Below are 18,599 nucleotides of genomic sequence, written 5' to 3'. Positions count from 1 at the left end.
ATGATGAACACCGTCAACCAGCGCCGCTTGCAGGACACGGGCGACCTGGCTCGGGCGTTTCGCCGCGTGCATTTCATCGGCATCGGCGGGGTCGGCATGAGCGGCATCGCCGAGGTGCTGTGCACGCTGGGCTACGAAGTATCCGGTTCCGACCGCGCCGATAACGCCGCCACCCGGCGCCTGACCCGGCGCGGTGCCCGCATCGACCGCGAACATGCCGCCGCCAACGTGCTGGGCGCCGATTGCGTGGTGGTGTCCTCGGCGATCAAGCTCGACAACCCCGAATTGCTGGAAGCGCGCGCGCAGCGCATCCCTATCGTCCCGCGCGCCGAGATGCTGGCCGAACTGATGCGTTTCCGCCGTGGCATCGCCATCGCCGGCACTCACGGCAAGACCACCACCACCTCGCTCACCGCCAGCGTGCTGTACGAAGGCGGCAAGGACCCGACCTTCGTCATCGGCGGGCAACTGCTCGCCGCCGGGGCCAACGCCAAGCTCGGCGACAGCCCGTGGCTGGTGGCCGAGGCCGACGAGAGCGACGGCAGCTTCCTGCGCCTGAATCCGCTGATCGCCGTCATCACCAACATCGATGCCGACCACCTGGAAAACTACGACAACGATTTCGCCAAGGTGCAGGCGGCCTTCGGCGAATTCCTGCATCGCCTGCCGTTCTACGGCCTGGCCGTGCTCTGCATCGACGACCCGGAAGTCGCCGCGTTGGCGAAAGACACCCCGCGCCACGTGCTGACCTACGGGTTCGACGAACGAGCCGAAGTGCGTGCCGAGCACGTCCGCCAGGAAGCCGCCGCCATGCACTTTGAGCTGTGCCTGCCGGATGGCTCGCGCACCGCGGTGACGCTGGCGCTGCCCGGCCGCCACAACGTGCAGAATTCGCTGGCCGCCGCGGCCATCGGCTGGCAGCTCGGCATCGCGCCGGAAACGATCGCCGTCGCGCTGGCCGGTTTCAAGGGGATTGGCCGCCGCTTCAACCATCTGGCCGATCTCGAACTGCCGGGCGGCGGCGCGGTCGCACTGGTGGACGATTACGGCCATCACCCGAAAGAGCTCGCCGCGGTGTTCGATGCCGCGCGCGGCGGCTGGCCCGATCGCCGCCTGGTGGTGGCTTTCCAGCCGCATCGCTACAGCCGCACCCGCGACCAGTTCGACGACTTCGCCGCCGTGCTTTCCGATGTCGATGCGCTGGTGCTGACCGAGGTCTATCCGGCCGGCGAATCCCCGATTGCCGGCGCCGACGGCAAATCGCTGGCGCGCGCGATCCGCACCCGTGGCCGCGTCGATCCGGTGGTGGTGAACGCGCCGGCCGAACTGCGCGAAGTGCTGCCCGACGTACTGCGTGATGGCGACCTGCTGCTGGTGATGGGCGCGGGCGACATCGGCGCGGCCGCGCAGCAACTGGCGGCCGAAGGGCTGGCCGCGCGCCGGGAGAACCCGTATGAATGACGTCACCCTTCCGCCGCTGGCCATTGGTGACCCGTCGTGCTTCGGGCGGGTGGCGGTGCTCCTGGGCGGCGCGAGCAGCGAGCGCGAGGTGTCGCTGAAATCCGGCGCGGCGGTGCTGGATGCGCTGCGCTCGCGCGGCATCGATGCGACCGGCATCGATGGCATCCCGGCGTTGGTCGAGGCCATCCGCGCCGGCGCGGTCGATCGCGTCTTCAACGTCCTGCACGGCGGCGATGGCGAGAACGGCGTGCTGCAAGGGCTGCTGGGCGCGCTTGGCGTGCCGTTCACCGGGCCGGGCGTGCTCGGTTCCGCGCTCACCCTGGACAAGATCCGCACCAAGCAGGTGTGGATCGCCGCCGGCCTGCCGACGCCGCGTTTCGTCCGCATTCCGCCGGGCGGCGATGTCCGCGCCGCCGCCGATGAACTGGGCCTGCCGGTGTTCCTGAAGCCCTCCAGCGAAGGCTCCAGCGTGGGCGTGGCCCGCGTGCTGGACGCATCCGCGCTCGATGCGGCGGTGGAAGTGGCGCATGCCTACGGCGGCGAGATGCTGATGGAGCAGATGGTGCGCGGCCCGGAACTCACCGTGCCGGTGCTGGGCGAATACGTGCTGCCCTCGATCCGTATCGAGCCGAAGGGCGAGTGGTACGACTACAGCGCCAAATACCTGAGCGGGGATACCCGGTACATCAGCCCCGGTCTGGAAGGCGATGAGGAAGCGGACATTCGCCGTCTCGCCCAGGCCGCCTTCGTCGCGGCCGGCTGCACCGGTTATGGCCGCGTGGACGTGATGCGCGACGAAACGCGCGGCTTCCAGCTCATTGAGATCAACACCGCGCCGGGCATGACCGCCACCTCGCTGGTGCCGAAATCCGCCCGCGCGCTGGGTATCGAGTTCGACGAACTGTGCTGGCGCATCCTGGAGCAGACACTGTGAGCGCGGCGACCCGCATCTCCGGCATTGGCCTGGCCGTCGCCGTCATCGCTCTGCCAGTGGTGGCGGTGATGAATGGCTGGATCGGCGCCGAGCGCTTCCCGTTGGCCAAGTTGCGAGTGACCAGCGAGTTCCGCCATGTCGATGCCGACGAACTGCGCATGACGCTCGCGCCCTACGCGCGCCAGGGGTTCTTCGCGGTGCGGCTGGACGCCGCCCAGGCGGCGGTGGAAAAGCTGCCGTGGGTGGAGTCGGCCGAGGTCAGCAAAAAATGGCCGGACGTGCTGGAAGTGCGGATTGCCGAACATCACCCGTTCGCGTTGTGGGGCGAGGATCTGCTCCTGTCCGAGCACGGTCGCCTGTACCCGCGCGCCAGCATGGGCGATGCGTTGCCCAAGGGCCTGCCGCAACTGGATGGCGACCCGCGCCGGGTGCGGGAAGTGGTCAGGCTCTACAACGAATCGCGCGAGCTGTTCGCGCTGGTCGGCCTGGGCGTGCACGCGCTCAGGCAGGACGCGCGCGGCAGTTGGTCGTTGCGGCTCGCCAATGGCGCCGAGGTGATCGTCGGCCGCCAGTCGCCGGAAGCGCGCATCCGCCGCTTCGCCCGCCTCCTGCCGCAGTTGATCGCGCCGCAGGGCAAGGCGCTGGCGCGCGCCGACCTGCGTTATGCCAACGGTTTCGCGCTTCGCTGGCGCGAGGCGGAGCGACTGGGGGGCAGCGGCCAGGGGCCGGAACGGCGGTTCGCTGCTTCGGCCAATGACGCGCATTTTCCCGGAACGATCGCCGCCAATCTTTCTCCCGCTCTTTCCCTGGCCGCTGGCCGCTGGCCGCCGGCCCCCAACCCATACATCCATTCATGAACCGCAAAGGCGACAAATCCCTGATCGTGGGCCTCGACATCGGCACCTCCAAGGTGACGGCGCTGGTGGGCGAATACACGCCCGGCCTGCCGGTCGAGGTGATCGGCGTCGGCAGCCACGAATCGCGCGGCTTGCGTCGCGGCGTGGTGGTGGATATCGATTCCACCGTGCAATCGATCCAGCGCGCGGTCGAGGAAGCCGAGCTGATGGCCGGCTGCGAAATCCGTTCGGTGTACGCCTCGATCAGCGGCAACCATGTGCAGTGCCGCAACTCGCAGGGCATGGAGCCGCTGCGCGATGGCGAAGTCACCCATGGCGACATGGACCGGGCGCTGGAAGCGGCGAAGGCGGTGGCGATTCCCTCCGACCAGCGCATCCTGCACGCCATCGCCCGCGAATACGTGCTGGACAGTTCGCAGGAAGGGATCAAGAACCCGGTGGGCATGAGCGGCATCCGCCTGGAGGTGCACGCGCATCTGGTCACGTGCGCGGAATCGGCCGCCGCCAACATCACCAAATGCGTGCAGCGCTGCGGCCTGAGCGTGGACGACCTGATCCTCTCGGCGCTGGCTTCCAGCGAGGCGGTGCTGACCGACGACGAGCGCGAGCTGGGCGTGGTGCTGGTCGACATCGGCGCCGGCACCACCGACATCGCGGTGTTCGTGCAGGGCGCGATCGCGCATACCGCCTCGCTGCCGATCGCCGGCGACCACGTCACCAACGACATCGCCCACATGCTGCGCACGCCGACGCCGGAAGCCGAGCAGATCAAGGTGCGCTACGCCTGCGCGCTGGCGCAGATGGCGACGGCGGAGGAATCGATCCAGGTGCCGTCGGTCGGCGACCGCCCGCCGCGCCGCCTGCCGCGCCACGCGCTGGCGCAGGCGGTGCAGGGCCGATACGAGGAAATCTTCGAGATGGTGCAGGCCGAACTGCGCCGCTCCGGCTTCGAGGAACTGGTGCGCGCCGGAATGGTGCTGACCGGCGGCGGTTCCAAGATGGAAGGTGTGGTGGAGCTGGCCGAGGAAATGTTGCAGATGCCGGTGCGCGTGGGCATCCCGCAGCACGTCGCGGGGCTGGCCGAGGTGGTCGGCAACCCGGTGCACGCCACCGGCGTCGGCCTGCTCCTGATGGGCAGCCGGATGGAAGCGCCGCGCGCGCGCCCGTTGCTGCCGGCGGGGCGCGGACTCGGCATCTTCAAGAAGCTGAGGGATTGGTACAACGGCCAGTTTTGAACGGCCGGCCGGTACGCGCGTGTGGCGCGCCGGCCCGGTGTGCGAGGTGGGCGAGGCGAAGGTGTGGAGAGCGGAAGAAAGCGGTGGAGAGACGATGAGCAAGTGCGGGAAAGTCGGTCAGAACTCCGACGGTAAAACCACAACAAGAAACGCCAGCACGGCGTCGGCAGGCGGAGTCCGACTCTCCCTTCCCGCGCCAACCGTGGCACAACTCAAGAGGACATGGACATGGCAACGTTTGAACTGATGGAAAAGATGGCCCCGAACGCGGTCATCAAGGTGGTCGGCGTGGGCGGCGGCGGCGGTAACGCGGTCGCGCACATGGTCAGCAGCCAGGTGGACGGCGTGGAGTTCATCACCGCCAACACCGACGCCCAGGCGATCAAGAACTGCGGCGCCAAGCTGCAACTGCAACTGGGTAGCAACGTCACCAAGGGGCTGGGCGCGGGCGCCAACCCGGAAGTCGGCCGTCAGGCCGCGCTGGAAGACCGCGAACGCATCATGGACGCCCTTCAGGGCGCCGACATGGTGTTCATCACCGCCGGCATGGGCGGCGGCACCGGCACCGGCGCCGCGCCGGTGGTGGCGCAACTGGCCAAGGAAATGGGCATCCTCACCGTGGCGGTCGTGACCAAGCCCTTCCCGTTCGAGGGCAAGCGCCGCATGCAGGTGGCGATGAAGGGCATCGAGGAGCTGTCCCAGCACGTCGATTCGCTGATCACCATTCCCAACGAGAAGCTGATCACCGTGCTCGGCCGCAACGCCACCATGATCCAGGCATTCCGCGAGGCCAACAACGTGCTGCAAGGCGCGGTGCAGGGCATCGCCGACCTGATCGTGCGGCCGGGCCTCATCAACGTCGACTTCGCCGACGTGCGTACCGTCATGAACGAAATGGGCCTGGCGATGATGGGCACCGGCATCGCCCGTGGCGACGACCGCGCCCAGGCCGCCGCCGAAGCCGCGATCCAGAACCCGCTCCTGGACGACATCAACCTGCACGGCGCCAATGGCATCCTGGTCAACATCACCTCCGGTTCCGACCTGACTATGGCGGAGTTCGACGAGATCGGCCGCGTGGTCGGCGAGTTCGCCTCCGAGGACGCCACCGTGGTGATCGGCACCGCGCTCGACCCGGAGATGCAGGACGAGGTCAAAGTCACCGTGGTCGCCACCGGCCTCAACCGCAATACCGCCCGCCAGCCGGTCGCGCGCAATGATTTCGGCTACAAGCCGGTGCGCAAGCCGCGTCCGCAGATGGAAATCGTGCAGACGCCGGTCGTCGCCAAGCGCGATGGCACCACCGGTCTGCCGATCGACAATGTGCCGAGCGTGACCTTCAACCCGGCCCAGGGCCTGGCCTCGGGGCTGCGCCGCGGAACGGCGGCGGCACCTTCGGCCAGCGAAAGCGCCTCGCCGAAGGCGGCGGATTTCGGTGGCGCGGATTACCTGGACATCCCGGCATTCCTGCGCCGCCAGGCGGATTGATGCCGTTCGCGGCGTCGCTCCCCGGCCCCGGATAGTCCCGCGTGGCTGACCGGGGCCGGGTGGCCGCCGTGGTGGTCGCCGCCTCGTAAATGGCGGTGCCCGCCGCGCCGCTCGGGCAACCGACAACCGTTGACTCTCCCGTCCGGCGTGCCGGGCGGAAGCCGTTCCGCCGTGGCGTCCGGCGCGGGCGCGGCTTGCGTAACCGATGCACCGGACGCGCATCCAGGCGTTCGCCTGTCCCCTTGCGCCGGCGCGATACCGGGCCGGCGCCTTTTCCCGGCGGCCATCCGCGCCGGATGCTTATGGCGATGTTCAGCCGGCCGCGTGATAACCTGCGCAATCGCCTAAACCCCTGTTCAGCACCGCCAGAATGAGCCGACAGCGCACCCTCAAGAACCTGATCCGCGCGACCGGCGTTGGCCTGCACAGTGGCGAGAAGGTCTTCCTGACCATCCGCCCGGCCCCGGTCGATGCCGGCATCGTGTTCCGGCGGGTCGATCTCGATCCAGTGGCGGAAATCCCAGCCCGCGGCGATTTGGTCAGCGAGACCACGCTTTGCACCGGGCTGTCGTGCGGCCCCGCCAACGTGCAGACGGTCGAACACCTGCTCTCGGCGCTGGCCGGGCTCGGCATCGACAACGCCTGGATCGAGCTTTCCGCCGCCGAGGTGCCGATCATGGACGGCTCGGCCGGGCCTTTCGTGTTCCTGCTGCAATCGGCGGGGATCGTCGAGCAGGACGCGCCCAAGCGTTTCATCCGCATCAAGCGCGAGATCGAAGTGCGCGAGGGCGACAAGATCGCCCGGTTCCGTCCGCACGACGGTTTCCGCCTCGATTTCACCGTCGAATTCAACCACCCGGCGATTCCCGGCTCGCAGTCCTCCGCCACGGTCGATTTCAGTACCGAGAACTACATCCGCGAAGTCAGCCGCGCCCGCACCTTCGGCTTCATGCGCGATCTCGAATACATGCGCGAGCGCAACCTCGGCCTGGGCGGCTCGATGGACAACGCCATCGTGCTGGACGAGTTCCGGGTGCTGAACGAGGATGGCCTGCGCTACGCCGACGAATTCGTCCGTCACAAGATTCTCGATGCCATCGGCGATCTCTACCTGGCCGGGCATGCGGTGATCGGCGCCTACGAGGGCCACAAGTCCGGCCATGCGCTCAACAACAAACTGGTGCGCGCGCTGCTGGCCGAGCAGGATGCCTGGGAGCTGGTGAGCTTCGAGGACGAAGCCGCGCTGCCGGCGCCGATGTACGCGCCGGTCACACCCGTGGTGGCCTGAGCGGCAACGAAAAGCACTTGCGAACGCTGGGTTCTCCCGGCGTTTTTCGTGGCGGCGGACGGCGGCAGCCATGCGCCGGGGGGCGGCGGGCCCGCCCGCCCTGTTCCGTTTCGTGAAGCGGCTCGTTAACAAATTCGATGGATTGGGCGATTACCCTGCCAGCCCCGGTGGGCGTGCAGGGCTTGTGAAGACTGCCCGCTCATTCCTTCCGCAGCAGCGCCAGGACCTCTCCGACAGCCGTACGCGAGGCCGTGGTGGGACGCTTTTCGAGCGCGGGGACCGGCGGGCTGGCGTTATGCGCGACACGCACCTGGAGGTGCTTGGCTTCCAGCCCGATGGAACGGGCCGCCAGCAGGAGTTCGTCGGCGGCCAGCCGTGCGCGGCTGGCCCACAGCGGCGACTCCGCCAGCAAGGACATGCGACCGCCCGCCACGTTGCCCAGGCGCACATGGCCACGGAGATTGATCGGAACGAGCGAGCGCCACTGGCGGTCGAGCGCGTCCAGCCACATCGCGCGGCGCAAGGGATCGCCCGCGGCTTCGCCCAACACGGCGTCCAATGCCGGCTTCGGCTGGCCTTTTCGCGCTTGCGCGGGACGCCCGGATTCAGGATCAGACATGCGTTCAAAACTCCAACGGCTCGCACAGCATACGCGCGCGCGGGCCGAAACGGCGGCCAGGCGGCTCCGCGGCCTCATCCACCATCGTCCGCTGTTGGCGGGGGCGGTCTGCCTGGCGCTGGGCGTGTCCGGCGGCGTTGGGGCGATGCGGGTGCTGGCTGGCCCGGCCGGCAACCAGGCCACGGCGTTGAGCCGTGATGCCGCCCAGCGTGAACTCAACGCGATGGCCGCGCGCCTGGCCGAATTGCAGGCCGAGACCACCCGCCTCAATGCCCTGGGCCAACGCCTGGCGCGCGAGGCGGAGCTGCCCGAAAGCGAATTCGATTTCGGGCAGCCGGTCGGCATCGGCGGCGGCGGGACGGTGCACGACATCGCCCCGGCCACGCTGCTTGGCGGCATCGGTCAGCTCGATGCCGGGCTGCGCGCGTCGGGCAACCAGCTGACGGCACTGGAATCGCTGCTGTTCAACCGCCGCCGTGATCGCGCCGGGCTGCCCTCGGGCCAGCCCATCGCCGGTAGTTACGTCACCTCGGGCTTCGGCCTGCGCGCCGATCCGTTCGGCGGCGGCGGCCAGTTCCACAAGGGTATCGATTACAAGGGCAACCACGGCGACCCGGTGCTGGCGGTGGCCGAAGGCGTGGTGACTTTCGCCGGCGAGCGCAACGGCTACGGACATACCATCGAGGTGGATCACGGCAACGGCTACGTGACCCGTTACGCGCACAATTCGCGCCTCAGCCGCCAGGTTGGCGATCTGGTGCGGATGGGGGACGAAGTGGCCAAGGCCGGCTCCAGCGGACGATCGACCGGCGTGCACGTACATCTGGAAGTATGGCGGGACGGTCGTTATGTCGACCCCTCGCGCTTCCTTGGCCGGACGCATGACTGAGCGCATGCCCGGGCGCCCTTGATACGCGCCCGGGTCGCCTCCACTACAATGCAGTGTTGCCGAAGGGTGCCTGTGCGCCCTTCTTCTTTTTCCGCATCCGCGCCGCGTGCGCGATGCCAAAAACCAAACGGCCCGCCCGCATGTTCAACAGCCTGCTTACCCGCGTTTTCGGCAGTCGCAACGACCGCCTCCTGACCCAGCTCAACAAGATCGTCGTCAAGATCAACGCGCTGGAACCGCAGATGCAGGCGCTCTCCGATGCCGAGTTGCAGGCCAAGACCCCCGAGTTCCGGGAACGCGTCGCCCAGGGCGAATCGCTCGACAAACTCCTGCCGGAAGCCTTCGCGGTCTGCCGCGAGGCCAGCGTGCGCGTGCTGGGCATGCGCCATTACGATGTCCAGCTGATCGGCGGCATGGTGCTGCACATGGGCAAGATCGCCGAGATGCGCACCGGCGAGGGCAAGACCCTGGTCGGCACCCTGCCGGTTTATCTCAACGCGCTGGAAGGCAAGGGCGTGCACGTGGTCACGGTGAACGACTACCTGGCCCGCCGCGACGCCGCGCAGATGGGCAAGCTCTACCACTGGCTGGGGCTGTCGGTGGGCGTGGTCTGGCCCGGCATGCCGCATTCCGACAAGCACGAAGCCTATGGCGCCGACATCACTTACGGCACCAACAACGAATTCGGCTTCGACTACCTGCGCGACAACATGGCGCTGTCGAAGGACGACCGTTTCCAGCGCGGCCTGAACTACGCCATCGTCGACGAAGTGGACTCGATCCTGATCGACGAGGCGCGCACGCCGTTGATCATCTCCGGCCCCACCGACGACACCCCCGACCTCTACCTCAAGGTCGACCAGATCGTCCCGCGTCTGACCCGTCAGGCCGACGAGAAAGGCGAGGGCGATTTCTGGGTGGACGAGAAGGGCAAGCAAGTGCACCTCTCCGAAGCCGGCATGGAGCAGGTCGAGGCGCTGCTGCGCGAGATCGGTGTGCTGGAAGGCGACGAGGAGGGGCTTTATGCCGCCCAGAACATCCACATCGTCCACCACCTCAACGCGGCGATGCGCGCGCATGCGCTGTACCAGCGCGACGTCGATTACATCGTGCGCGATGGCGAGGTGGTGATCGTCGACGAGTTCACCGGCCGCACCCTGCCGGGCCGGCGCTGGTCGGACGGCCTGCACCAGGCGGTGGAGGCGAAGGAACGCGTGCCCGTGCAGCGCGAGAACCAGACGCTGGCCTCGGTGACGTTCCAGAACCTGTTCCGCATGTACAAGAAGCTGGCCGGCATGACCGGCACGGCCGATACCGAAGCCTACGAATTCCAGAGCATCTACGGGCTGGAAGTGGTGGTGATCCCCACCCATCGCCCGATGATCCGCAAGGACCACCCTGACTTGGTGTTCCTCAACCGCGCCGGCAAGTTCCGCGCCGTCGCCCGCGAGATCAAGGAAGCTCACGAGCGCGGCCAGCCGGCGTTGGTCGGCACCACTTCCATCGAGGTTTCGGAACTGCTGTCCGAATACCTGCGCAAGGATGGCATCCCGCACGAAGTGCTGAACGCCAAGCAGCACGAGCGCGAAGCGGTGATCGTGGCCCAGGCCGGCCGGCCGCGGGCGGTCACCATCGCCACCAACATGGCTGGCCGCGGTACCGACATCGTGCTCGGCGGTTCGCTGGAGGCGGAAATCGCCCAGCTCGAAGCCGAATCCGGCGCGCCGGTGGACGAGGCCACCCGCGCCCGTCTCAAGTCCGAATGGCAGCAACGCCACGATGCGGTCAAGAACGCCGGCGGGCTGCACATCATCGGTACCGAGCGCCACGAAAGCCGCCGCATCGACAACCAGTTGCGCGGCCGTTCGGGTCGCCAGGGCGACCCCGGCTCCTCGCGCTTCTATCTGTCGCTGGAAGACAACCTGATGCGCATCTTCGCCGCCGACTGGGTGAAGAACATGATGGAGCGCATGGGCTTGAAGGAAGACGACATCATCGAGAGTCCGCTGGTCACCAAGCAGATCGCCAACGCGCAGCGCAAGGTGGAGGCGCACAACTTCGACATCCGCAAGAACCTGCTGGATTTCGACGACGTCAACAACGACCAGCGCAAGGTGATCTACGCCCAGCGCGACGAACTGCTGGAGGCCGAGAGCGTCAAGGACAACATCGATGGCATCCGCGGCGACGTGATCGCCGAGCTGGTCGAGCGCTTCGTGCCGCCCAACTCGGTGGACGAGCAGTGGGACCTGGCGGGCCTCCAGGCCGAACTGTCCAGCCAGTACGGGCTGGCGCTGCCGCTGGTGGAAACGCACGCGACCCGCAGCGAGTGGGATGCCGAATCGGTCGCCGAGGAGGTGCAGCGGTCGGCCGACCAGTTGTTCGCGGAGAAGGAGCGGCAGATCGGCGAGGAGACCATGCGCATGCTGGAGAAGCACTTCATGCTTAACGTGCTCGACCAGAACTGGAAGGAGCATCTCGCGCGCATGGACTATCTGCGCCAGGGCATCCATCTGCGCGGTTACGCGCAGAAACAACCCAAGCAGGAATACAAGAAGGAAGCCTTCGAGCTATTCTCGGAGATGCTGGAAACGGTCAAGCGCGAAGTCACCACCCTGCTGGCGCGGGTGCGCATCCGCGACCAGGAGGAGGTCGACGCGATCGAAGCCGAAGAGCGCCGGCTGGCCGAGGCCGCGCAGCGGCGCATGCAGTTCCAGCACCCGAACATGGGCGGCTACGGCGCCGACGAAGAGGCCGCCGACCGTCTCGGCGCCACCGATTTCGCCGATGGGCAGGCCGCGCTGCCCAAGGTGGGGCGCAACGATCCCTGTCCTTGCGGCTCCGGCAAGAAGTACAAGCACTGCCACGGCCAGTTGGGATGAGCGCGCGCTGATCCGGCCCGCGCGCGGCGCCGCGCGGCCGCCGCGGGTGTTTTCGAACACCAGAGGGAAATCGTGACCCCCGTTTCGTCGAGCCCCCCGGAATCCGCGCCGCCGGTCCACGTCGTGGCGGGGGTCGTCACCGACGTGCGCGACCGCGTGTTGCTGGCGCGCCGTACCGAAGGCCGGGACCTTTCCGGGCTGTGGGAGTTTCCCGGCGGCAAGGTCGATCCCGGCGAGACGCCCGAGGACGCGCTGGTGCGCGAGTTGCGCGAGGAACTGGGTATCGAGGCGCGAGTGGGCGCAAGCCTGATCGCGGTGCCGCAGCGGATGCCGCACAAGCGCATCGTGCTGGACGTGCGTCACGTCGTCGCCTGGCGCGGCGCGGCGCGCGGGCGGGAGGGGCAGGCGCTGGCCTGGGTGCCGCGCGACAAGCTCTCGCGCTATGCCATGCCGCCGGCCGACCGCCCGGTGGTGGCGGCCCTGTTGCAACCCGACCGGCTGCTGGTCACGCCTTCGCCGCAAGATTTCAGCGACGACCGTTGGCTGGCCGGTCTCGATGCCGTGCTCGTCGCGGGGATCTCGCGCGTCCAGTTGCGCCCGGGCGATTGTGACCCCGGCCGCTGGCGCGCCCTGGTGGCCGAGGCGGTGGCGCGCTGCCAGGCCCGCCGCGCCGAAGTGTTGGTGAATGGCGATGAGGCGCTGGCCGAGCGTCATGGCGTCGGCCTGCACCTGCCGGCGGCGCGGTTGATGAAGCGGCGCAAACGTGACTTGCCGGCGGGGCGGTTGCTTTCGGCCGCCTGCCACAGTGAAGCCGAACTGCGGCAGGCGCAGGCGATCGATTGCGATTTCGCTATCGCCGGGTCGGTGCGCGAAACCGCCAGCCACCCGGGCCGGGCCGGTATCGGCTGGGACGGCTTCGCCGGCCTGCGCGAATTGGCCAGCCTGCCGATCTATGCCATCGGCGGGCTGGGGCCGGACGACGTCGCCGAAGCGCGCGCCCACGGCGCGCAGGGCATTGCCGCGATCCGCGCGCTGTGGCCGGAGGCGGACTGAGCTCGCATCGGAAAAAGCGGCAGACGTACCCGCCCGTCCCATGCCTGCCCAATGGCGGTCGCTTCAAGTTTCGAGGTGCCGGTGGCGGGGCGATGGCCCGGTTTGCGAGGCGGTCGCCAGCGTCATCTCAACAGTATTCGTCCGGCGGGAACCCGCTTTCATAGCGGATGGGGTGGCCGAGCGCGTCCCATGCCTGCCCAATGGCGGTCGCTTCAAGTTTCGAGGTGCCGGTGGCGGGGCGATGGCCCGGTTTGCGAGGCGGTCGCCAGGGTCATCTCATCAGTATTCGTCCGGCAGGAGCCAGCCTTCGTAGCGGATCAGGCGGCCGAGCAACGGCAGACGCGCGTCCACTTCGAAGCGGTAGCGGCCGTCCTCGCTGAATTCGCGGCAGCGCACGTCCTCGAACCATGACGCCGGCAGCGGTATCCATCCGAACAGGCGGCCGCCCTCGGTGCTCCAATGCAGTGCGTGGTCGATGCGGTAGAGCCGGAAGCGGAAGGTCATCGCTCCCAACTGTTCGCGCAGGTGGCCGGCGTCGTAGCGCAGGCGCGAGCGCATCGGTACGCCATCGAAGTGGCGATACCAGGTTTCGTGTGGGCCTTCGCGGACGATCTCGACGCTCAGTGGTGCTTCGGACATCGCGGGCGGCAGGCGGGCGAAGAAGCAGGCCAGGCGCGCGAGCGGATGCCCGCCGCGTTCGATCCGGCAGACGCCGCGCCAGCGGCCGTGGCCGGCGTGCGCGTGCAGCGCCTTCACTTCCGGCGCCAGGTGGTAGAACTCGGCGCCGAGCAGGCGCTGGAACAGTGTGGGACTCATTCGGTCATCCAGACCAGGGTGGCCAGACGGCCGCCACGGCCGTCGCGGCGGTGCGAGAAGAAGTGCTTCGGCTCGGAAATCGTGCAGCGGTCGCCGCCGTGGACGGCATCGGCGGCGAGGCCCAGCGCGGCCAGTCGTTGCCGCGCCAGCGCGTACAGGTCGGCTTTCCAGTGGCCGGGGCGGGTGGCGACGAAGGCGGTCGCGGCGGCGGCGTCATGGGCGAGGAAGGTATCGCGCACTTCCTCGCCGATCTCGTAGGCGGCGGGGCCGGCGGCGGGGCCGAGCCAGGCGATGAGCTCGCGCGGCGGTGTGGCCATCGCCCGCACGGTGGCCTCCAGCACGCCCGCGGCCAGCCCGCGCCAGCCGGCGTGGGCGGCGGCGATTTCCGCGCCGTCGCGCGCGGCGAACGCCACCGGCAGGCAATCGGCGGTGAGGATGGCGAGGACGGTGCCGGGCGTGGCGGTGACGGCGGCATCGGCCTCGGGTGGCGGCCCGCCCGGCGAAGCGGCGTCGACGTGCGCCACCGCCGTGCCGTGTACCTGCCTAAGCCAGCGTGGCGCGGCGGGCAGGGCGAGGCGTTCGGCGAGTTCGGCGCGGTTGAGGGCCACCGCTTCGGCGTCGTCGCCATTGCGCTCGCCGAGGTTGAAGCGGTCGAAGGGCGGCGTCGACACGCCCGCGCCGAAGCGCCGTGTGCTGAGTGCGCGCACGTCGGGCGGCGCGGGCCAGTCGGCCACGATCCATGGGGCCTGGTTCATCGGTGCCGGGTCTCGGCGAACGCGGCGGTATCCTCGCGCAGTGTCTTCATCAGGGCGCGCATGTCGGCGGGGATGGGCGCTTCGCAGCGCACCGGCCGGCCGCTGAGCGGGTGGGCGAATTCCAGCACTTCGGCATGCAGCGCCTGGCGTTTTAGGCCGCGCAATTGCGCGATGAGCGGGTCGCTCGCGCCCTTCGGCAATTTGAGTGGGCCGCCATAGAGCGGGTCGCCGACGATCGGGTGCTTGAGGTGCTGCATGTGGACGCGAATCTGGTGGGTGCGGCCGGTTTCCAGGCGGCATTCCAGCGCGGTATGGGCGCGGAAGCGTTCACGCAGGCGGTAGTGGGTGACGGCCTCGCGGCCATCCTCGCGCACGCTCATGCGCAGGCGGTCGCGCGGGTGGCGGTCGATCGGGAAATCGGCGGTGCCGCCGGCCACCATCGGCCCGGCGACGATGGCGAGGTATTGGCGATGGACGTCGCGCGCGGCCAGCATCTCGACCAGCCGGGTCTGTGCCGGCAGGGTGCGCGCCGCCACCATTACGCCGGAGGTGTCCTTGTCGAGACGGTGGACGATGCCCGCGCGCGCCAGTTGGTTCAGCGCGGGGTCGCGGTGGAGCAGGGCGTTGACCAGGGTGCCATCCGGGTTGCCGGCGCCCGGATGCACCACCAGCCCGGCCGGCTTGTCGATGACGAGGATCGATTCGTCCTCGTACAGCACATCCAGCGGAATGTCCTGCGCGATCGCCACGGTCTCGATGCCGAGCGCGGCATTCAGGCTGACCTGCTCGCCGCCGCGGACCGGATCACGCGGGCGCGCCGTCCCGCCGTCCAGCAGGGCGTCGCCGGACTTGATCCATTCGGCCAGCCGCGAGCGCGAGAATTCGGGAAACAACTCGGCCAGCACGGCATCGAAGCGGCGGCCGGCGGCGCTGGCGGGCACCACGGCCAGGCGGGGGGAGGTCGAAGCGGGATCGGTCATTGGAAAGGCTCTGCGGGGGCGGCGGGTCATTGCCCCGGGATTCATGCTGTACCGGTGTGGAGACATCCGGCTGGGCTATTATCACCGCTTCCGTTCGACACCCTGCGAGTCCCATGTCCCCACGCATCGACGCGCGTCGCCCGTTGGCACGCCCCCTGATCCTGCTGGTCGCCGCGCTTGCGCTCGCCGGCTGTTCCACTCTGGGCGGCGGCTCCAAGAAGAAGGACGAAAAGAACGAGGGGCTGCCGGTCGAGACCTTGTACGAAAAGGGCCACAAGTCGATGCGCGGCAATAATTACGGCAGCGCCGAGGAGACTTTCCGCCGCCTGATCGCCCAGTATCCCTATGGCCCGTATGCCGAGCAGGCATTGATGGAGACCGCTTACGCCCAGTACAAGAGCGGCAAGAACGACGATGCGGTTTCCACCATCGACCGCTTCCTGCGCACTTACCCGACCAATCGCCACGTCCCCTACATGTACTACCTGCGCGGCCTGGCCAACCAGGCGCGCAACACGGTGTTCATGCAGCGCGTCTTCAAGCTGGACATGGCCAGCCGCGACATCGCCGCGCCGATGCAGGCCTACAACGATTTCGGCATCGTCACCGAGCGCTTCGGCAACAGCCGCTACGCCGGTGACGCCCGCCAGCGCATGGTGTTTTTGCGCAACCAGTTCGCTCGTTACGAACTGAACACTTCCGTCTACTACCTGCGCCGCGGCGCCTGGGTGGCGGCCGCCGACCGCGCCAAATACCTGCTGGAAATCTATCCGCAGAGCGAATACCAGAACGATGCCGTGGCGGTCCTGGCCGAGACCTATACCCGTCTCGGCAACGAGACGCTGGCCGCCGACGCCAAGCGCGTGCTGGCGCAGAACGACCCGACCCATCCCTGGCTTTCGGGTGGCTGGCCGAAGAGTCCTTCGGTGTTCACCCGTCTCAATCCGTTCGCTCGCGAGCAGGTGCCGGGCGCGCGCCAGAAGGATTGAGCGCGATGCCGTCGCGGTTGACGAAAGCCGGGGAAATTCCCGGCTTTTTCGTTGTCTTTCCGCGGATGCGAGGCGGCCGCCTGCTCCTCAGCGTCGCCAGCCGCTGCTGATCGGATAACGCCTTTCACGCCCGAACGCACGCCGGCTGACTTTCGGCCCCGGCGCCGACTGGTGGCGCTTCCACTCGCTGATCCGCACCAGCCGCACGACCCGGTCGACGGTGGCGGCATCGAAGCCGGCATCGACGATCTCGTCGCGCGATTGCTCCTGGTCGACGTGGCGCAGCAGGATGGCGTCCAGCACGTCGTAGGGCGGCAGCGAATCCTCGTCCTTCTGGTTCTCGCGCAGCTCGGCGCTTGGCGGGCGGTCGATCACGGCGGGCGGAATCACCCCGTCGGCCGCCGCCGGCACGCCGCCCACGGTGTTGCGCCAGCGCGCTAGCTGGAATACCTCGGTCTTGTACAGGTCCTTGATCGGCGCATAGCCGCCGCACATGTCGCCATAGATGGTCGCGTAGCCCACCGCGTATTCGCTCTTGTTGCCGGTGGTGAGCAGAAGCCCGCCGAACTTGTTGGACAGCGCCATCAGCATCGCGCCGCGGATACGCGATTGCAGGTTTTCCTCGGTGACATCGGCCGGTGCGCTGGCAAAGGCGTCGGCCAGCGTGTCCAGATAGGCCTGGAAGGGCTTTTCGATGGGCAGGCTCATGAGTTTCACGCCCAGTGCGTCGCATTGCACCTGCGCCAAATCGTTGCTGAGGTTGGCGGTGTAGCGCGAGGGCAGGCGCACGGCGGTGACGTTGGCCGCGCCCAGCGCATCCACGGCGAGCGCCAGCACCAGTGCCGAGTCGATGCCGCCGGAAAGACCCAGCCAGACCTTGTCGAAACCGTTCTTGCCGCAGTAGTCGCGGATGCCGCGCACGATCGCGCGCCAAGCCAGCGCGCTCTTGGATTCGTCGCCGTCATCCATCCACCGCACCGGCGTGAAGCGGCGGGTCGTGGCGTCGTAGTCCACCAGCAGCCATTGGTCGAGGAAGGCTGCGGCGGCCGGGTGCACCGTGCCGTCGCCATCGGCCACCACCGAGGCGCCGTCGAACACCAGCGCATCCTGCCCACCGACCAGGTTCAGGTAGGCGATGCCAATACCGTTCTCGCGCGTACGCATGGAAAGCAAGGCGTCGCGCTGGGCGTGTTTCTCGTGCTCGAACGGCGAGGCGTTGGGTACCAGCAGGAGTTCGGCGCCGGCGTGCACGGTGGCGGCGATCGGCTCGGCAAACCACAGGTCTTCGCAGATGGCCAGCCCGACCCGCACGCCGGCCGCTTCGAACACGCAGTCCTCGCGGTCGGGATCGACATCGAAATAGCGGCGCTCGTCGAACACCGCGTAGTTCGGCAGTTCGCGCTTGCGGTAGGTGTGCTCGACGCGGCCCGCGCGCAGCACGCTGGCGGCGTTGTAGACCACGCTGCCGGCCGTCTCGGGCCAGCCGACCACGGCGACGATGCCTTCGACCGAGGCGGCCAGGGTTTCGATCGCCGCTTCGCAGGCGCGCAGGAACGCGGGCCGGTAGAGCAGGTCTTCCGGCGGGTAGCCGGACAGCGCCAATTCCGGAAACAGCACGATGTCGGCGCCGTATTCGTCGCGCGCCTCGGCGATCATCGCACCGATCCGTTCGAGATTGCCGGCGATGTCGCCGACCGGGAAATCGAATTGCGCCATCGCGATGCGCAGGCGGCGGGAGGAGGAGGCGTGCATGTCAAATCCCGGAAATCAGGAAATCCAGTGCCGCCATGATGGGCGTGCGCTGGTGGGAGAGGTCGGCTTCTTCGCGGCCCAGGTCGGTCAGCTCGACGGCGGCTAACAAAGGCAGTATCAATAGCTGCGACTCGCCTTTGATGTCGAGGATGGGCGTCAGTGAGGACATCGCGGCTTGCCGCGCGCGCGCCGCCGGTACCAATGGGATGACCACGCGCGTGCCGGTTTCTTCGATCAGATCGCTTTGGATGTTGAGCAGCAATGGGTACGCGTCGCGGGTATTCGCGTTGCGGTTCTTGTAGGCGTGAAATTGACGCATCAGCGTTTGCGGAACATCGGGCTGAGTACGCCATGTTCGGCCACGAAGGCGTTGTAGTGTCGAATCGCCTCGCGGTTTTCTTCCAGCCAGCGCTCGCGTTTCTTCGCCCGAACCTGTTCTTCGAGCGCACGCTCCAGAGTGGCGGAGAGATTGATGTCCAACGCCCTGGCATCGCGCAGCAAGCCTTCGTTGATGCTGACGTTGGTGGCTTTCTTGCCGTAATCGGCATAGGTTTCGCGTACGCGCATGGCGATGCCCTCTTGGGATGCGCATGGAATATGC

The 18,599-nt window shown here is 68.1% G+C and carries 17 protein-coding genes; 10 read left to right on the top strand and 7 right to left on the bottom strand.

Annotation, left to right across the window (positions count from 1 at the left end; all coding sequences use genetic code 11):
* Nucleotides 1-3: 3 nt before the first annotated feature.
* The 6 genes from murC to lpxC all read left to right on the top strand — a co-directional run bounded on the left by murC (nucleotide 4) and on the right by lpxC (nucleotide 7,263).
* Nucleotides 4-1,461, top strand: a complete 1,458-nt coding sequence (murC, locus tag EBB59_RS03295; protein WP_122100719.1) for a UDP-N-acetylmuramate--L-alanine ligase — start codon at nucleotides 4-6, stop codon at nucleotides 1,459-1,461.
* The gene (locus EBB59_RS03290) at nucleotides 1,454-2,395 is read left to right on the top strand and encodes a D-alanine--D-alanine ligase (RefSeq protein ID WP_122100718.1); all 942 of its coding nucleotides are present in this window, start codon (nucleotides 1,454-1,456) and stop codon (nucleotides 2,393-2,395) included. Before murC ends, EBB59_RS03290 begins: the two co-directional genes overlap by 8 nt.
* Nucleotides 2,392-3,252 carry a cell division protein FtsQ/DivIB gene (locus EBB59_RS03285; protein WP_245978962.1) on the top strand — a complete coding sequence of 287 codons (861 nt, stop codon included), beginning with the start codon at nucleotides 2,392-2,394 and terminating at the stop codon, nucleotides 3,250-3,252. The genes EBB59_RS03290 and EBB59_RS03285 overlap by 4 nt, the downstream gene beginning before the upstream one ends.
* A complete protein-coding gene (gene ftsA, locus EBB59_RS03280) occupies nucleotides 3,249-4,487 on the top strand; it encodes a cell division protein FtsA (protein ID WP_122100717.1) in 1,239 nt (412 codons plus the stop codon). The genes EBB59_RS03285 and ftsA overlap by 4 nt, the downstream gene beginning before the upstream one ends.
* 228 nt (nucleotides 4,488-4,715) lie before the next feature.
* Nucleotides 4,716-5,975, top strand: coding sequence for a cell division protein FtsZ (ftsZ, locus tag EBB59_RS03275; RefSeq protein WP_122100757.1), 1,260 nt, complete (start codon nucleotides 4,716-4,718; stop codon nucleotides 5,973-5,975).
* Between the two features lie 370 nt (nucleotides 5,976-6,345).
* Nucleotides 6,346-7,263 (top strand): UDP-3-O-acyl-N-acetylglucosamine deacetylase, encoded by a 918-nt coding sequence (gene lpxC / locus EBB59_RS03270; protein WP_122100716.1) that lies wholly within the window; start codon nucleotides 6,346-6,348, stop codon nucleotides 7,261-7,263.
* A gap of 199 nt (nucleotides 7,264-7,462) precedes the next feature.
* On the opposite strand, the gene EBB59_RS03265 is transcribed toward lpxC, so the two are convergent.
* The gene (locus EBB59_RS03265) at nucleotides 7,463-7,882 is read right to left on the bottom strand and encodes a DciA family protein (RefSeq protein ID WP_122100715.1); all 420 of its coding nucleotides are present in this window, start codon (nucleotides 7,880-7,882) and stop codon (nucleotides 7,463-7,465) included.
* On the opposite strand from EBB59_RS03265, the gene EBB59_RS03260 reads away from it, so the two are divergent.
* From EBB59_RS03260 to EBB59_RS03250, 3 genes are all read left to right on the top strand, one after another.
* Nucleotides 7,881-8,771: a M23 family metallopeptidase gene (locus tag EBB59_RS03260; protein ID WP_122100714.1), complete on the top strand. Its 891-nt coding sequence runs from the start codon at nucleotides 7,881-7,883 to the stop codon at nucleotides 8,769-8,771. The genes EBB59_RS03265 and EBB59_RS03260 overlap by 2 nt on opposite strands.
* Nucleotides 8,772-8,911: 140 nt before the next feature.
* Entirely contained in the window at nucleotides 8,912-11,653 is a 2,742-nt protein-coding gene (gene secA, locus EBB59_RS03255; RefSeq protein ID WP_122100756.1) for a preprotein translocase subunit SecA, read from the top strand.
* A gap of 72 nt (nucleotides 11,654-11,725) precedes the next feature.
* Nucleotides 11,726-12,706 (top strand): Nudix family hydrolase, encoded by a 981-nt coding sequence (locus EBB59_RS03250; protein WP_281273208.1) that lies wholly within the window; start codon nucleotides 11,726-11,728, stop codon nucleotides 12,704-12,706.
* 279 nt (nucleotides 12,707-12,985) lie between these two features.
* Here the strand turns inward: EBB59_RS03250 and EBB59_RS03245 are convergent, their stop codons facing one another.
* Genes EBB59_RS03245 through rluD form a run of 3 tightly spaced genes read right to left on the bottom strand, consistent with a single transcriptional unit; the run spans nucleotide 12,986 to nucleotide 15,257 of the window.
* Nucleotides 12,986-13,522 carry a DUF4166 domain-containing protein gene (locus tag EBB59_RS03245; protein ID WP_122100712.1) on the bottom strand — a complete coding sequence of 179 codons (537 nt, stop codon included), beginning with the start codon at nucleotides 13,520-13,522 and terminating at the stop codon, nucleotides 12,986-12,988.
* Nucleotides 13,519-14,277: a peptidoglycan editing factor PgeF gene (gene pgeF, locus EBB59_RS03240; protein ID WP_122100711.1), complete on the bottom strand. Its 759-nt coding sequence runs from the start codon at nucleotides 14,275-14,277 to the stop codon at nucleotides 13,519-13,521. Before pgeF ends, EBB59_RS03245 begins: the two co-directional genes overlap by 4 nt.
* A complete protein-coding gene (gene rluD, locus EBB59_RS03235) occupies nucleotides 14,274-15,257 on the bottom strand; it encodes a 23S rRNA pseudouridine(1911/1915/1917) synthase RluD (protein ID WP_122100710.1) in 984 nt (327 codons plus the stop codon). The genes pgeF and rluD overlap by 4 nt, the downstream gene beginning before the upstream one ends.
* Nucleotides 15,258-15,370: 113 nt before the next feature.
* On the opposite strand from rluD, the gene EBB59_RS03230 reads away from it, so the two are divergent.
* Nucleotides 15,371-16,246 carry an outer membrane protein assembly factor BamD gene (locus tag EBB59_RS03230; protein ID WP_122100709.1) on the top strand — a complete coding sequence of 292 codons (876 nt, stop codon included), beginning with the start codon at nucleotides 15,371-15,373 and terminating at the stop codon, nucleotides 16,244-16,246.
* An 87-nt stretch (nucleotides 16,247-16,333) separates the two neighbouring features.
* On the opposite strand, the gene EBB59_RS03225 is transcribed toward EBB59_RS03230, so the two are convergent.
* Genes EBB59_RS03225 through EBB59_RS03215 form a run of 3 tightly spaced genes read right to left on the bottom strand, consistent with a single transcriptional unit; the run spans nucleotide 16,334 to nucleotide 18,565 of the window.
* Nucleotides 16,334-17,998, bottom strand: a complete 1,665-nt coding sequence (locus EBB59_RS03225; RefSeq protein ID WP_122100708.1) for an NAD+ synthase — start codon at nucleotides 17,996-17,998, stop codon at nucleotides 16,334-16,336.
* Nucleotide 17,999: 1 nt separating this feature from the next.
* Nucleotides 18,000-18,317: a CcdB family protein gene (locus EBB59_RS03220; protein ID WP_122100707.1), complete on the bottom strand. Its 318-nt coding sequence runs from the start codon at nucleotides 18,315-18,317 to the stop codon at nucleotides 18,000-18,002.
* Nucleotides 18,317-18,565 carry a type II toxin-antitoxin system CcdA family antitoxin gene (locus EBB59_RS03215; RefSeq protein ID WP_122100706.1) on the bottom strand — a complete coding sequence of 83 codons (249 nt, stop codon included), beginning with the start codon at nucleotides 18,563-18,565 and terminating at the stop codon, nucleotides 18,317-18,319. The genes EBB59_RS03220 and EBB59_RS03215 overlap by 1 nt, the downstream gene beginning before the upstream one ends.
* Between the last annotated feature and the right edge of the window lie 34 nt (nucleotides 18,566-18,599).

It is taken from the genome of Solilutibacter pythonis, from assembly GCF_003697345.1.
Taxonomy (GTDB): Bacteria; Pseudomonadota; Gammaproteobacteria; order Xanthomonadales; family Xanthomonadaceae; genus Solilutibacter; species Solilutibacter pythonis.
Note: the sequence above shows the minus strand (reverse complement) of the source record. Positions and strands in the feature narration are given on the sequence as shown.